This window comes from Pseudoalteromonas sp. B131b (assembly GCF_037162545.1).
GTDB lineage: Bacteria > Pseudomonadota > Gammaproteobacteria > Enterobacterales > Alteromonadaceae > Pseudoalteromonas > Pseudoalteromonas fuliginea.
On the sequence record NZ_JARLUZ010000001.1, the window covers coordinates 3,670,373 to 3,686,532 of the forward strand.

Annotated in this window: 7 protein-coding genes and 2 pseudogenes; 6 read left to right on the forward strand and 3 right to left on the reverse strand. The window is 37.3% G+C overall.

What is annotated here, in order from left to right; translation table 11 throughout:
* Positions 1–5 precede the first annotated feature (5 nt).
* From tyrR to bcsE, 3 genes are all read right to left on the reverse strand, one after another.
* Positions 6–1,562, reverse strand: coding sequence for a transcriptional regulator TyrR (gene tyrR / locus P4S65_RS16865; protein ID WP_007376906.1), 1,557 nt, complete (start codon positions 1,560–1,562; stop codon positions 6–8).
* A gap of 201 nt (positions 1,563–1,763) precedes the next feature.
* Positions 1,764–3,344, reverse strand: a complete 1,581-nt coding sequence (gene bcsG / locus P4S65_RS16870) for a cellulose biosynthesis protein BcsG (RefSeq protein ID WP_337120631.1) — start codon at positions 3,342–3,344, stop codon at positions 1,764–1,766.
* Positions 3,345–3,512: 168 nt separating this feature from the next.
* On the reverse strand, positions 3,513–5,132 hold the full coding sequence (gene bcsE / locus P4S65_RS16875) for a cellulose biosynthesis protein BcsE (RefSeq protein ID WP_096793497.1): 1,620 nt from the start codon (positions 5,130–5,132) through the stop codon (positions 3,513–3,515).
* A 112-nt stretch (positions 5,133–5,244) separates the two neighbouring features.
* Here bcsE and bcsR point away from each other — a divergent pair, with 112 nt between their 5' ends.
* The 6 genes and pseudogenes from bcsR to P4S65_RS16905 all read left to right on the forward strand — a co-directional run bounded on the left by bcsR (position 5,245) and on the right by P4S65_RS16905 (position 16,013).
* The gene (gene bcsR, locus P4S65_RS16880) at positions 5,245–5,436 is read left to right on the forward strand and encodes a BcsR/BcsP family cellulose biosynthesis protein (RefSeq protein ID WP_007376902.1); all 192 of its coding nucleotides are present in this window, start codon (positions 5,245–5,247) and stop codon (positions 5,434–5,436) included.
* A 44-nt stretch (positions 5,437–5,480) separates the two neighbouring features.
* Positions 5,481–6,169 (forward strand): annotated as a pseudogene (gene bcsQ, locus P4S65_RS16885) (cellulose biosynthesis protein BcsQ).
* A pseudogene (gene bcsA, locus P4S65_RS16890) lies at positions 6,166–8,835 on the forward strand (UDP-forming cellulose synthase catalytic subunit). The pseudogenes bcsQ and bcsA overlap by 4 nt, the downstream one beginning before the upstream one ends.
* Positions 8,828–11,074, forward strand: coding sequence for a cellulose biosynthesis cyclic di-GMP-binding regulatory protein BcsB (gene bcsB, locus P4S65_RS16895; protein ID WP_337120632.1), 2,247 nt, complete (start codon positions 8,828–8,830; stop codon positions 11,072–11,074). The pseudogene bcsA and the gene bcsB overlap by 8 nt, the downstream one beginning before the upstream one ends.
* A complete protein-coding gene (bcsZ, locus tag P4S65_RS16900) occupies positions 11,074–12,204 on the forward strand; it encodes a cellulose synthase complex periplasmic endoglucanase BcsZ (protein ID WP_096793501.1) in 1,131 nt (376 codons plus the stop codon). Before bcsB ends, bcsZ begins: the two co-directional genes overlap by 1 nt.
* On the forward strand, positions 12,195–16,013 hold the full coding sequence (locus P4S65_RS16905) for a cellulose synthase subunit BcsC-related outer membrane protein (RefSeq protein ID WP_337120633.1): 3,819 nt from the start codon (positions 12,195–12,197) through the stop codon (positions 16,011–16,013). The genes bcsZ and P4S65_RS16905 overlap by 10 nt, the downstream gene beginning before the upstream one ends.
* Positions 16,014–16,160 lie beyond the last annotated feature (147 nt).

Here is a 16,160-nt window from a genome sequence, read left to right on the forward strand (position 1 = left end):
GTATTTTAAACTTTAACTGTTTTACGGTTAATACCGTAATCTCGTAGTTTATTTGCAACTGCTGTATGGCTAAGACCTAAACGTTTAGCGAGCTGTCGTGAGCTTGGATAAGCTGGATAAAGTTTGCGTAATAATGTTGCTTCAAAACGTTTTACCGCTTGATCCAGTGAACCTTCAAAATCAGATTCTAAATACCCTAAGTCATGCGTAAACGTAGGTAACTGTAAATGCTCTACTCGTAACTCACTATCATCTAATAAAGATACCGCACGATAAATTGCATTTTCTAATTGGCGTACATTTCCAGGCCAAGGATACTGTTGTAAAAAGCTTAAGCATTCTTGAGATAACAGTGGCACCGCGTGACCATTTTGCTGTGCATATTTTTGAATAAAATGCTCTGCGAGTGGCCCAACATCGGCTTTGCGATCTCTAAGTGGTGCAATATCTAATGTTAATACGTTGATTCGATAGTATAAATCCTCTCTGAACACGCCCTCTTGCACCATAGCAGGTAAGTCTTTTTGAGTAGCTGCGACTATACGAACATTAACTTTAACTTCGTTCTCATCACCCACTTTCCTAAATGTGCCATCTTGTAAGAAGCGCAATAACTTAGTTTGCAGTTGAGTCGACATTTCGCCCACTTCATCTAAAAACACAGTCCCACCATCGGCTTGCTCAAGTACGCCGCGTTTAGGTGCTGCATTTTCTTCATAGCCTGCGTAGCCAAATAACTCAGATTCAGCAACATCGTCTGGTAACGATGCACACGATAAAGCAATAAAAGGCTTCACTGAGCGATTAGATGCGTAATGACACGCCCGTGCTAATAGCTCTTTACCGGTTCCTGTTTCACCCGTAATTAGTATTGGTGCTTCTAACTGAGACATTTTACGCGCTTCGCGAACAACACGACGCATAGCAGTACTAAAGTTATGAATAGTTGCAAAGCTTTCTTGTCCGTAACGTCTAAATGCACTAACTTGTTGACCTAATCGGCTTTGTGATTTTATATTAATAACAGCACCGGCAAGTACATCACCTTCACCACCTTGCGGCACAGCAATAGGTAAAATATCGGCTATAAAGTCTTCACCAGCGACTTCCACTCTGGTGGTTTGCCCTAATACTTCTTTACTTTCTAACCAGCGAGTAAAATTAAAGCCTTTCAACAAATTATTGATATTTGCACCAATAACCTCTTTTTCGCTCAATTGTAAGTCTTTACAAGCCGCATCGTTACATAAGCGTACCCAACCCTTGGCATCAATAGAAATAACACCATCGGGCAATGCTCGAAGCAATGTGTTTAGCTCATTATGCTCACGCTCAGAGGGTAAAAAAGCGGTTGTACGTACATCATGAACACCATCAATTAAACGAATTGATGGCATTATTTTCTGGAACTGTTCAAACTCAATTTCAGGGAAACTTACATACATACGACAATTAACTGAATCAACCTCTATTCCTTTTAGATCAACACTGTAATTAACTAAAATATTGAGAATTTCTTGGGCGATACCGATTCTGTCAGCACAATGAATATCTAAACGCATACATCCTCTAAGGAAGGAAAACTATATTAATTGAATAATACGCTAAGTGGCTATGAGAAGGTAGTTTATTGTAAACATTTTTGGACAATACTAGTGTTTATAATTAATGAGTAGATACATGGATTTATTCACGCAATAACAGCAATAACATATTTACTCCATGAAATATGCCACTACTGCTATTGCAGTTCTTAATAAAAATTAATCACCTTGTGGGTATTCAGACCAATCACCGCCATCTAATTGTATGTATGGTCGTTGATTAACATACATCATTATAGTATCTGCATTTTCAGCAACTTTTGGAGCTTTCGGTAAATTATCTAACAAATTTGCTATACTATTTTTCCCACCAAAAACATTAGTTTTCAATGTTTTACTCACTAATTCTGACAATGAAAAATAACTGATTGAATCATCAATTACAATTTGGGAATAATTTTGCACATCAGGGCCAATAAATTTAATTGCAACTGGAACTGATACAATAGCTGGGCTTGGTATTTCTCGCAAACCAGCAAATTGTACTTTGTCTCCTTTTAGTGCAGCACCATGCTCAGGTACTACCATCAGCATTACATTTCTACCACGTTTTTCTAGATTTTTAATAAAGCCATTAATATCAGAAAATAAGTTTGCATGCCTAAGAGGATAACTTTGCTGGCTATTCATGCGGGCTCTATTAGCAAGTTGATTACCATCGTGTAAACTCGTGGTATTGTAGTACATTGCACAAGGCTCACAGTCTTTAGCTTGTTGGTCAAGCCAGCCGTTTAGAACCGCACCATCTGAATAAATAGGGCTATTATCAAACCCATACTGAGCAATAGGCATAGAATCAATATTAAATGGCTTGCTGTCTAAGCCACCATATCTATTTATTAGGCCTTTAAATTCATCAAAATGCCCATCGTGATTCATCACTACGTTGTTTTGATAGCCTAGTTTTTCTAAGTTCTTAAATAAATAACACTGTTCTGGCGCCTCCTTGAACAAAGACGCTTGGTTTGTTTGTCCACAGCTTGCTCTTAATAATCGAATGGCTGCTGGACCACTATATGATGTGGCTGAGTTGAAATCAGGAAACACCACATCAAAATCTTTATACATGTCTGTAACGCTAATACCTAAAAAATTTAAGTCAGCAACTGCCATAGAACAAATATTTAAAATAATAACGTCAAACAACTCGCCATTGTATTCCTTTGGAAAGTGACTTGTTAATAAGCTTTGTTGTTGATAAAAATCACTAAGCTTTTGGTCGGGCGATTGGTATTGGGTTGTTACAACAGGCGCCTTACTTTGAGTTGCAATACTACTGTTATTAACCACTGTAGGGCTTTCATTAATATCTAATGAGTTACTTTGACCTTGCCAGCCAATAAACGCCAAGCCAATAATAGTCACTGTAGTAAAGCGAATCCATTGAGAGCTGTACCAAAATAAAACAACAATAATGAATAAGCCGAGTAGCATATCGACATTAACTACCCGCCCAACTAGTTCGATAAAATAATCAAAGCTAAAATCTTGAACGTTACCAGCCTGTTTAATTAAACGATTAATGGGAGGTAACCACGAATCTTTATACAGTAAAATCACAGCTATAATCAGTGCGATAATGTGTTTAACCTTCTCAACTCGCGCATTTTTAAATTGTATTACTAACAAAGCGGCCAACGCAGCATTGCTCAAAAAACTAAAATCGATTACGCCGTAATAATACAGGGCAAATTTAACTAAAAAATAGAGATTCCAAACCCCTAGACCAGACAATTTCACTTACGTTCCTTATTTTTAGGTGTATAGGGTTCTAGCACTTCGTGCTTAAATGTCATTTTGTAATAATACTTTTTTAATTTAGATACTATGTAAGAGCCAATTAGGCACAATAAAACACCAAATAACCCCGAGATTAATGCTGTAATTAAAAGTTGATTAATACTCATATCACAGCTCTTTAACTTTCATTGTAAAAGCTTTTGCATCAGGGCGTTCCTGAGTGAAAAATTCAGGCGTAGCAATATCAATACTGGGATTTTTTGCTAAAGCAGGATCGAACTTGTAACTGTCATTTTCTTTTAGTTGATTTGTAAAATCACTCACATCTTTATCTCTATAATATCGGCGTAATTGTTTACATTCTTGCTGAATATAGAAGTGGTCCGAAATAATGCTCTGTTGAGCAAAAAAATCACTGGTTTCTAATTTGAATAAATGTTTAATCGCATTCATTACATCATTTTCTCTACAAGCATGTAGATACAAGTAAACTTTGTTTTCAGCAACACTAAATACATCACCTTCACGTTTTATGTGAAATAGATGAAGTGGGTGAATAGGATCTATTCTTGGTAATAACTCAAGTACAACCAGTACCCCACTGACACCTAAATTAACCGCCGAGTCACTGTGCACTTCAACTTGGCGAGTAAAATCAATAAATGGTAAGTAACCTTTTGAAAACGTGTTTTCAGTATAACGTAATACATGCTCAACAGATGGAGGCAATGGTCGAGAAAATTGAAAGCCTTGGATCGACTGAATTTGCGATAACAACCGAGAAGGTTCGGAAAAGCTATACAAAATAAGATTAACACCCAGCGTTAAAAATAAGCACTCGTCTTGGTGCCTGATAATCCCATCTACATTTTGAATCACGAGTTTTAACCAACGACCACAATTTTTTCTCAATTCAAAACATTGTTTACCCAACTCAGATAAGTCGGTATAGCGTGTAACCGAAAATACTAATGTTGCGGCTTCTAGCTGAGGACCTTTTTCAAATAAATCGCTGTTACTTTTTACAACATGATAATTTGCAGGCAGCTTTGTTCCCTCTGGTACTGAGTTTTGTACTAACCACACAACATCTTCATCATTAAAATGTTTATTGCTAAGTGTTTGGGTTTCTATTTTCCCTTCTTCTACAACTAACCGATCATTTTGCAAAATTAACTGATAGTGAGTATTTGATAATATCCCTGTGCTGTGTCTCCAATAGTCGTACTCAAGTACTCGTGCAGCCGAATCATTATCGACGAACACAACGCCGCTAAAGAGTTGATTTAAGCGCCTTACTAAAAATCGATAATTAGCAACTTCAGGACCTGAGATTAAAAATAGAAGACTAGTATTTGTATCAATTAAAAATGATTTATATTGCTCAATAAGCGTTTCAAATTGCTGTTCAGTGGTATCACGTAATTGCTGAGTACTAAAATGAACAACGATTAGAGCATTTTTTATATTTTCATACGCACTTAACTCTTTAATAATCCCTTTATTTATGCGTTTTGCATTCCACTCACTAATTTCTTTTGTAAATGAAAAAGAATGCACTCGGCCTTGCTCACTAGCATCAAGTAGTAAATTCGAACAAGAAGATTCAAAGAATGACTCTATCTGAGAAGAGACTATAAAAATATTTTCTTTCACATCATTGGGGCTTATTGAATGCAATATAAACTCAATAGAAAAATTGTCTAAAGGCGCTAAAACAGCATAAATTGCAGCAGGTTTTATTTCTTCAGCTGCGGGGTCTAATCCCAAAATGTTAAACTTATGCACACAAAACACCTTTCAAAAAAATACTTTTTTACTAGTTTTAGCCGCTATTCTATATATAATAGTCAAATAATGTCCATATATTATAAAATAAAACATACTGATACAGGTAGTAATGCAAAACTTAATTTCAAAAAATCCTCAAACACTCACATCTAACGATATAGCAAACTTAGCTCATCGCTTTGGCGGTAAAAGTGAAGATTACATTGAAATAGTGAATACGCAAAAAAACATGCAAACTATAAACAAATATGCGTTATTAAAAGAAATTGATAACGAACTTGCGTCTATTACTAGCCGTTGAAACTATAGGTAACCCCATCACGTGCAAAGAATTTTTTAAAAGGTATAAAAGGTGGTACAGGTTGTACCGCAATTGTGGCTAATCTTGCCTGCGTGCTGAAAAAATCCGATGTACACGTAATTGCGGTTGATTTAGACCCAAAAAGTGATTTAGGGCTGCATTTTGGTTTGCCTTGGAAAAATACACAAGGCTGGAGCGACGCTGAAAATTTCAACGATATCCTGACATGTTTTTACCAAGATAGTGACGGCATCATTTTTTTACCCCATGGCGAAAAAACACCTTCTAATACCGCATTAAACGAACTGATTGATAATTGCAATAAACTGGACAATATTCAAAACGCTTGGGTACTCTTCGATTGTCCAAGTCATATAGATATCAGTAACTACACCTTACATAAAGACGATATTGTCATTGAGTTAGTCAATTGCGATGCGGTATGCCACAGTCTTATTTATAGACGTTTGCAAAAACTAAAAAAGACTGAAAATTCGTGGCATCACTTTTTTTAGTTAACCGATACAATTCATCCTCTGAATTAGAATTCGATTTATTCTCACTTTGGCAGTCAACACTCCCACTTATGGCACCTTTTTTTATAAATAGTGACGAAGTGATTAAAGAGTCAACGGCTTATCGTAATGTGGCACTAAACTGTGCACCTTATAGCATTGCTAACGACGATTTCGAAACGCTGGCTGGCTGGTTGGTAAGTAAAACAGCATTATGATCTCATTTAAGGCACTTCATAAACACCCTTTTCAAAACACCTTTCGACTGGTGCTGAGTTTATTGTTTAGCGAAAAATTAGTCCGTTTGATTCTGTTTAAGTTTCACGGCTACTTCAATCAACACAGAATGAATGCGATTGAAGCATTGCTGATGCCATTTCTGATTATAGTAAGTTCTCTATTTGTAAAAATTAGCGTTCATAAGCGTAATATTCGTGAATCGATAAGCGTGAATTATCCGCATTTAAGACAACCGTATAGAAACCATCCTTATTCAAATTCAATACGCTTTATTTTACAAAGCGTTTTTTTGACGTTCGTTAAAAAAACGACAAAAAAAGGGCGACGAAAGAAAAAATATCACACCATTTCTATGACTCAGTGAATCGTCTCTTTAGGCAGTTTAGGTGGTTTGATTTAAAATTAGGTAAGTTACTAAGGCGTATACTGTCAAAAAGCAAAAAAACCTAAACAAAGTGCTTTTTACTCTATTGCCGATGCGCGTGTTTGGCAAAATAAATATGTAAAATACATTGTGATTGCATTCATATTGTTTTTATTAACGATTTTTATCACTATTCCTTTCAGTCTAGAAGCGCAAGCCATTTTTATAAGCTTCATTTTATTAGTCGCCTATTCACTTAAGCGAATAAAAGGCCAGATGGCAACGATTGTAATGATCACTTTATCGGTAACAACGTCCTCACGTTACTTATGGTGGCGTTACACTGAAACACTCAATTGGGATGATCCTCTTGCTTTAGCCTTAGGAGCCGGACTACTACTTGCTGAAACATATGCTTGGCTTGTTTTAATACTTGGTTTTTTCCAAACTATTAATCCACTCGAACGCAAGCCCATACCATTACCTAGAAATACTGACTTATGGCCTACGGTTGATGTGTATATCCCAACTTACAATGAGCCATTGAGTGTTGTAAAACCAACTACATTAGCAGCGCTAAGTATCGATTGGCCTGAGGACAAGTTAAATGTGTATATTCTCGATGATGGTAAACGTCCTGAATTTGCTGATTTTGCAAAAGAAGTTGGCGTAGGGTATTTAACGCGTCCGGATAACAATCATGCCAAAGCTGGCAATATGAACAGCGCTATGCGCTATACCCATGGTGAGTACATTGCTATATTTGACTGTGACCATGTTCCTGCGCGTTCTTTTTTGCAAACAACCATGGGCCAATTTTTAAAAGACAGTAAAGTCTGTTTAGTGCAAACACCACATCATTTTTTCTCTGCTGATCCATTTGAAAGAAACCTTAACAATCACAGCCAAATCCCAAATGAAAACATGTTATTTTACGGGCTTATTCAAGACGGTAACGACATGTGGGATGCGACTTTCTTTTGTGGTTCTTGTGCGGTATTGAAACGAGAAGCGCTGGATAATATTGGTGGTTTTGCATTTGAAACTGTAACCGAAGATGCTCACACAGCACTGCGCATGCAACGCGCAGGCTATAAAACAGCTTATATCAACATTCCACAAGCCGCAGGACTCGCTACTGATAGTTTATCGGCGCATATTGGGCAACGAATTCGTTGGGCACGCGGTATGGCGCAAATTTTCAGACTTGATAACCCTTTAATAGGCAAAGGGTTAAGTATTCCTCAACGCTTGTGCTATATAAACGCAATGTTACATTTTTTATCGGGAATACCTCGTATTGTATTTTTAACAGCCCCTTTAGCACTGATCTACTTTAATGCCTATATTATCTATGCGCCTTTTTTAGCTATTTTTATTTATGTAGTACCTACGCTTATTCAAATTAAAGCGACTAATTCACGTATTCAAGGTAAATACAGGTACTCATTTTGGGGCGAAGTGTATGAATCGGTGTTGGCTTGGTACATATTGAAACCAACCACTGTTGCCTTATTTAATCCTAATAAAGGTAAGTTTAATGTAACAGAAAAAGGTGGGCTAAATGATGAAGAGCATTACGACTGGGGAATTTCGAAACCCTATCTCATACTGTTAGCAATTAACCTTCTGGGCATCGTGTTTGGGGTACTGCGTTTGATCTTTGGTGACCCTTCTCAAATAGGTGTGTTAGTGATTAGTATGGGCTGGGCGCTCTACAACATGATTATTCTAGGAGCCGCTGTTGCTGTTGCAGCAGAAGCGCGTCAAGTAAGGCACTCACACCGAATAAAAGCCAACTTTCCAGCGGGTATTCGCTTAGCGAATGGGCACACATTAAAAGTTAGAATCACTGATTACTCAGATAATGGTGTCGGTATTGAGACAGAGCATGCCCACTTATGTAGAGTAAACGATAAAATTGAGTTGTTAATGAGTCGAGGAGACAAACAATTTTCGTTTACAACTCATGTGTGTAATACCCGTAATAAACATATAGGCCTGACACTTAAAGATTTGTCGCTCGAAAAACAACGTGCATTTATACAGTGTACTTTTTCTAGAGCAGATGCCTGGCTTGATTGGCAAAATAACTTTAGGCATGATCGCCCGTCATACAGCTTCAAAGAAGTACAAAAGACTAGTTTAAGAGGCTTTAGTAATTTACTATTTCATGCGCCTAGGCCATTACAACCGACTATTAAACTGTTAACTCGTTTAGTTATGTATATAAACTCATTCATTCCAAAAAAACCTATAGTGCAAAATAATTATGATTAATAAGCTACTTAGTACACTCGTTATATTTTTACTCATGAACATTGCTTGGCAAGCTAATGCTATTGAGCCCATGAGTGATAAGACCATATTCAACAATGGCTATCCTGAGAGTGCTCAAGTTACTAGCTTACGTCTTGATTTTGAAGCTCTGGGTTTTAATAATTATAAGCTAGACGGTATAAATAACGATTCAAATGTCGACTTCACTAATCGCATTGATAAGTTGAGTAAAGATTTGATGTTGAATTTCTCATACACAAACTCTCCTTCATTAATTGCCAACGTATCGCATTTAAAAGTGTATTTTAATGAAAATTTAGTGACAGTTTTATCTATAAATGAACCTTCCAATATTATTAAAAATACCGCTGAACATAATATAGCGCTCAACGCAAAATACATTCAAGACTTCAATCAAATTCGCTTTGAGCTTGTTGGTTATTATAGTACGTCATGTCAAGACTATTTTAGCCGTGCTATTTGGGTAGAAATAAACAAATCAAGTAATATAACTCTCGACCAAACTTCACTGGCTATTGATAGTAAAATTGAGTATTTACCTGAACCATTTTTTGATAGCAAAGATTACAGTAAACTAACTCTTCCGTTTATTTTTTCCGGCACACCAAATGAAGAAGCAATAGAAGCCGCTGCAACACTTTCGAGCTGGTTTGGTGCTCAAGCTGATTGGCGTGGTGCTAACTTCCCTGTTGTACTTAATCAATCACCTAATCAACACAGTGTTGTATTTATTACAAACACATCTAAACCTGCTTTTTTAGCCGACTACCCTGATGTAGAAAAACCAACAATAGAGATTATTTCCAATCCAATACACCGTTATAAAAAAATACTCCTTATATTAGGACGTGATGAAAAAGATTTAAAAACCGCAGTAAACGGTTTAGTGTTTGGCCATAAAGTAATGACTGGCCGAAGTGTAAGTATTGAAGGCATGAATAAGATTCCACTTCGCAAAGCTTACGATGCACCTCGATGGCTGAGAAGCGATCGCCCTGTACATTTTGATGAGTTAATTGACTACCCAACTCAGTTACAAACTACAGGGCTCAATAGCGGTCCTGTTAAGTTGAATATTCGCTTTGCACCTGATTTATTTACGTGGCGTGAAAAAGGGATCCCGATAACGCTGCAATATCGTAATACGCCAGAAGATGACACACTAAGTTCTAGGCTGAATATGCTGATAAACCAAGAGTTTATTAGTGGCTTTTTATTAGAAAAAAATGACTCTACTGTAAGTACAACAAAAACACTGTTACCGTTAATTGCTAATACAGATTCAACTCAAAGTACTGAAAACTTTTCGCTTAATGGTATTAACTTGGCTAAACGTAATGAGCTTAATTTTGATTTCCGATTTGACGTACTAAAAAATGCAACATGTACTGGAGCTCCTCTTGGCGGCGAATACGGTGTTATAGACGGTCACTCTCATATTGATGTAAGTAATTTTAATCACTATATCGCACTACCAGATTTAAATGTATTTGCTAATAGTGGATTCCCGTTTACAAAATACGCCGATTTACAACAAACATTAGTTATTTTGAATGAAAACCCAACACCTAAAGCACTTTCAATGCTCTTTAATTTAACCGGTCATTTTGGCGCTATAACAGGCTACCCTGGTCACCGTTTAACAGTAAAATATTTAAGTGATGATATAAACTACAACGATAAAGACATACTGTTTATAACCAAACCAAGTACGCGCAGTGACAAGCTAAAAGAAGATGAACCAAAAAACATTTTACTTAACAACAATCAACGTGCAATTAAACTCGCTATTTATAACGGTGCTTATGACGATAATAAAGCTGAAAAAATACAAATAAACGTAACGAGTAGCGGCAATATGGCGGTGATTACAGGCTATCAGTCCCCCTTTAGCTCGCAACGTTCTATAGTATCGTTAACGGCAACAACAAATGAAGCGTTTGGCCTGTTAGATAACGCACTGATGAACTCGCAAAGTCGAGAACAAATTAAGGGCAGTGCAACAATAATTACAACACAAGGGATCGAAACAATTAAAACAGATAAACAGTATTTTGTTGGTCAGATCCCTGTTCATACCTTAATTTGGTTTCACTTATCAGATCACCCATTTATATTAGCGTTATTATCTATTTTAACGCTACTGCTGATCTCATTTATTCTATGGCGATTATTACAAGCACTTACATACAAGCGTTTAGCTGAGGGAGATAAATAATGAAGTCACTTATAAAGGTATTCTGCGTTGCTGTGGCATTATTTGCTTTTAATGCGAAAGCACAGATAGAACAGTGTCAACCGTGGCAAGCATGGCAAGTATTTAAAAGCCACTTTATAAGCCCAGATGGTCGTGTTATTGATTTAGGTAGTAAGCAGAGTATTACAACATCTGAAGGTCAGTCTTACGCGTTATTTTTTGCTGTAATAGCAAACGATAAAGCAATGTTTGATTTAGTACTTGATTGGACCGAAAATCATTTATCCGAAGGTGATTTAAGTACGCGTTTACCAGCATGGCAATGGGGTATAAATGAAAAAAATGCAGGATCAATTTTAGATTCAAACCCTGCCGCTGACTCTGATTTATGGATAGCTTATAGCTTATCACAAGCTGCTATTCTCTGGGGTGACCGTCGTTATAGTATATTAGCGGCCGTGCTAGCTCAGCGTATAATACGAGAAGAAACAGCCTATATTTCCGGTCTTGGTTTGTCATTACTACCGGCCCCAGCTGGCTTTGAATTTAAAGATGAACAATATAAATTAAACCCTAGTTACTCACCTTTATTTATATATCAACAATTTAAAAAACTATACCCTCATTCTCCTTGGGAGCAACTGCATGAAAGCTCAGCAAAGTTAATTCTAGATACGGCCAAACAAGGTGTTAGCCCTGACTGGGTAATGTACGACACTAATAATGGTTTTTATTACGATAAAAAAACAAGTGACGTAGGAAGCTACAACGCTATTAGGGTTTATTTATGGGCCAGTATGATGGCAAACGATGCGCCTTATAAAAAAGAATTGTTAGCACAATTTAATCCATTTTTAAAAACAATTAATGACCGTGGTTATGTGCCATTAAATACGTTTTCGAAATCAGGTAAATCAGAAAAAAGAGGCCCATTAGGCTTTAACGCTGCTTTACTACCTTTACTTGCAATACAAGACGATGATTCCTTAGCGATGACAATTCAGCAAAAATTAATGGTTGATAAGTCATTCACTCAAACTCGTTACTACGACAGTGTATTAAATTTATTTGGTACAAGTACTTTAAATAAACGTTTTGCAATTACAGCGGATGGAACATTACAACCTAAATGGAGTACTGAATGCAGCTAAAGGTTGCCCTACTCTGCGTATTAATACTGAGCCCAATGCTAAACGCAAAAACAGTAAATGATATTGATACGCGATCTGTTGAGTGGTTACTAAGCCAAATAAATATTGGTGAAGCACAAAAAAATAAAAGGCTTATTGAAGATAGCTTGAAAAAGCTGGTCGCGATTGCTCCAACCCGCATAGAAACACAGTGTGCTCAAGCGCATTACAACTTTGTTAACGGTGATTTAGATGAAGCAAATCAACTACTAAGCAAATTAAATAACGGACTTGTTAAGCAACCCCCTTGCATTGAAAAACTCAAAGTCATGTCTCGAATTGAAGGCAAAGATAAATCGGCTATTCAAGAAGCTAAATTACTAGCTCGCGCAGGTCGGTACGAACCTGCACGTCAAATTTATAATAAAATATTTAATAATGTATACCCAACACTCAATTATGAACTAGAACATTTAAGCTGGTACGCGCAAGACAGCTCTCAATGGCAAAGTGTTAAAAATGGTTACGAAACATTATTGCAAAGTTACTCTAATATAGGCCAAGTTGAGATTGCTTACGCGAGGCATTTACTCAGACGTAACCCAAGTGACAAGCACGCTATTCGTATTCTAAGTAAATACGGCTCAACTTCTAGCTTTAGTAATGAAGTAGAAGAGATTTGGCTCGGTTCGCTAGCAAACATGCCAATTAGTGGTGCCACTGATAAAGAGTTTCAAACCTACTTTATGCTTTACCCGTTTAGTACTAAAGGTGAGTTACAGTATCAGGATTTCAAAAAAGATTTAACAGCACGTCAAACCTTAATTGCAGATCCAGCCTATCAGCTCTGGGTTAGAGGCGATAAACTCCTTGAAAAAAACAAATTAAAAGCGGCTGAACCGTTACTGTTAAAAGCGATAAGTGGGCGACCTCAAGACGGTGCAATAATGCGAAGTCTGGGTATTCTTTATTTACGCTTAGGTGACAATCAAAAATCCTATGAGTACTTTACACGAGCGCAACAGCACACCGCCGATTTTGCACAAAGAGAAACCTTAAAAGGATTAGCTAAAACAGCAAAGTTTTGGCTTTATATACGCCAAGCCAAAGATGCAATTAATAAGAATGAATTTAAAATAGCAAAGCTAAAATTAGACTTAGCTGATGCATTGGAGCAAAACCCTAATGCAGTTTTATATAACAGAGGCTTGTTACAATTTGCTCAAGGGCAATACTCTCAAGCAGAACGAACCTATCAAGTTGTTTTAAAGAATGACCCTCTCAATAACAGCGCCTTATTAGGTTTGCTTGAAATAGCTGAACTTGAACAAAGTGAACAAGCTTTAACGTCTTTTTATAACCGTTTAACATTTGCTCAAAAGGAGCAAATTAAGCAATCCTATTCAATATCGCTTAGTAGCCAATATCGAGCAAAAGCAAATACCCTAGCGCAAGCTGGTGATTTAGAGCAGGCTGAAAAAGTGTTGCGTGAGGCAATAGATATTGCACCAGAGCAATCTTGGCTATATTACGACTTAGCTTTTATATACCAACAAAAAGGGCTTACTGATAAAGCTCGTACGTTGTTTAATAACGTATTGTGGCAGTTCCCTTTAAACCCTCAGTTGCGCTATAGCCACGCGCTTTTTCTACGATCTATTGATGACTACCAAGGCGCTATTGCAACCTTGCAATATATTCCCTTTAGAGCCAGAAATGCAGATATTGTTACGCTAGAACAACAGCTACAACTTAACGAATCTTTAACTCAAAGCGAGCGCCATCTTGATGCTAAAAATAAAGCAACGGCCATCTATCATTTAAGCGCCTTAGAAGCACAAAACTTAACTCCCGTAATGCAAGCCGAATTAGCACGTAATTGGTATCGAATTAATGAAAAGCTATACGCTGTTAAACTTATAAATAAAGCATTAACGGCACAACCTACACTTTCTGCTTATTGGCATATGCTTTATGGCGAATGGCTATTAGAACAAGGAAATGAGCAACAAACTAAACAATGGTTCACCAGTTATGCTCTTTCAGAAAATGCATCTGAAAATGATGTTAATCAATATGTACAGTTACAAAACAACTATATTAACCAGTATTACAGCGGCAGCGATTTAATTGCGAAACTAAATCAACTAGACCAAAAATATAAAAATAACGCAGCAATAACCACAGCATTAATTAACGCAAATTTAGCGCTTGAACAACGCCAAGCAGCGATTATCTTATATCAGCAAAAAGTACAAAATAAGCAAATTATTGAGCCACAAGCTTTACTAGCGATTGCTAAAGCGTACAGAGAGCAAGGTGATGATTTTCAAGCCAAAGAAGTAACACAACAAGCTATAACGCAAACTTCATCACAGGAAAGCTATTTACAACGTCAAATTATGGCATCTCTTAATGATTTTAACTACTCAGGTGACGCACTTGGTTTAGCTACAGAACTCATTACTAAATCGTCAAATGATACAGAGTTACGTTATTTGGGCGCCCAAGTGGCCAGCAATTTCAATGAAACAGAACAAGCTCAACTTTGGTACACACAAACACTCTCGCCTAACCGCACATTAACTGAAAAAGAGCTTTATAACTCGCTTTCGCTAATAAATGAAAGCGATGAGTGGTATATAAACGGCGCAAAGCGTGAGCTTATTAATGAACAAAACAAAAACCAAGCTTACATCGCTATTGGTGTTAACTTTAGTGGCCAGACAAGCACTGAAAGTGAAGCAACCCTTGGGGCTGGTTTAGTGCCTATTGAAGCCTATTTCCCACTTTGGCAAGGTCAAGGCTTTGTAAAAATAGACCCGACAACAATTAGTGCGCAAACAACACGTTTTGATGAGCAATTTGCGGGAAGCCGTTATGGCCAAGGTGCTTTATGTATATTTACGTGTTCTCTTGATGAAGTAAGCCCAAAAGAAAGCGGCGTAGATATTGGATTAGGCTGGCAGAATGAAAACTGGCGTTTAGATATAGGTACAACCCCTTTAGGGTTTTTAATTGAGGATATTGTCTGGGGCGTAAATTACGCCGATGATATTGGCGACTTTGGATACAGCCTTGAATTAGAGAAGCGTCCCGTTACCAGCTCAGTACTTTCTTATGCGGGTCTTGAAGATATAAACACCGGTAAAATATGGGGAGGCGTACGTTCTACAGGCCTTACTGCAAATATATCACACGATTTAGGTGGTAATTGGGGATTTTGGTCTAGTGCTGACTTTACCTCATATAAGGGCCAAAATGTAAAAGACAATCAGCGATATCGTATTATGGGTGGCAGTTATTATCGCGTAATTAGCAATCAAGAACGCGAATTCACTGTAGGAGCAAGCTTATTACATTGGGCATACCAATATAATTTAAGTGAAGAAACTTGGGGGCATGGTGGTTACTATAGTCCACAAAATTACGTTGGTTTATCAGTACCGCTTAGTTATGACGCACGTTGGGGCAATGATTTTGTTTATCGTTTGAAAACGGGCGTTTCATATTCACAAACTAAAACCCAAGCAATTGACTTTTTCCCTAACGATCCAGACTTACAAGCAGAAGCGTTTATTCGTCAGCTTGAAACAGGAGCAAATCCAGCGTTTGAGGGCGACACAAGTTCAAGTATCTCTTATAACCTAGAGGGCAGCTTTGAATATAGAATAACGCCACACTGGTTTTTTGGTGGTTACCTGGCAATAGATCGTTCAGACTTTTACGAGCCTAACTTTGGCCAATTGTATATGCGATACTACTTCAACCCTGTATATGGCACTCTTGAATTTCCTGGCACTCCAATTGTACCTTATGCCGAGTTCTAACTCGGCATAAGGTGATACACCGCGCAATACTTCCCCTAGCACTAAGGTATATGTATACTTGTGCCCAATTGTAACTAGGATAAGGGTGTGCCTCTTACCTTGTGGTGTTATTACCCTATAGCAAATCATTATCTTAGCTACAAATAC

Coding starts and splice junctions, on each gene's coding strand:
- tyrR (WP_007376906.1), bottom strand. CDS start 1,562: ATGCGTTTAGATATTCATTGTGCTGACAGAATCGGTATCGCCCAAGAA.
- bcsR (WP_007376902.1), top strand. CDS start 5,245: ATGCAAAACTTAATTTCAAAAAATCCTCAAACACTCACATCTAACGAT.
- bcsB (WP_337120632.1), top strand. CDS start 8,828: ATGATTAATAAGCTACTTAGTACACTCGTTATATTTTTACTCATGAAC.
- bcsZ (WP_096793501.1), top strand. CDS start 11,074: ATGAAGTCACTTATAAAGGTATTCTGCGTTGCTGTGGCATTATTTGCT.
- P4S65_RS16905 (WP_337120633.1), top strand. CDS start 12,195: ATGCAGCTAAAGGTTGCCCTACTCTGCGTATTAATACTGAGCCCAATG.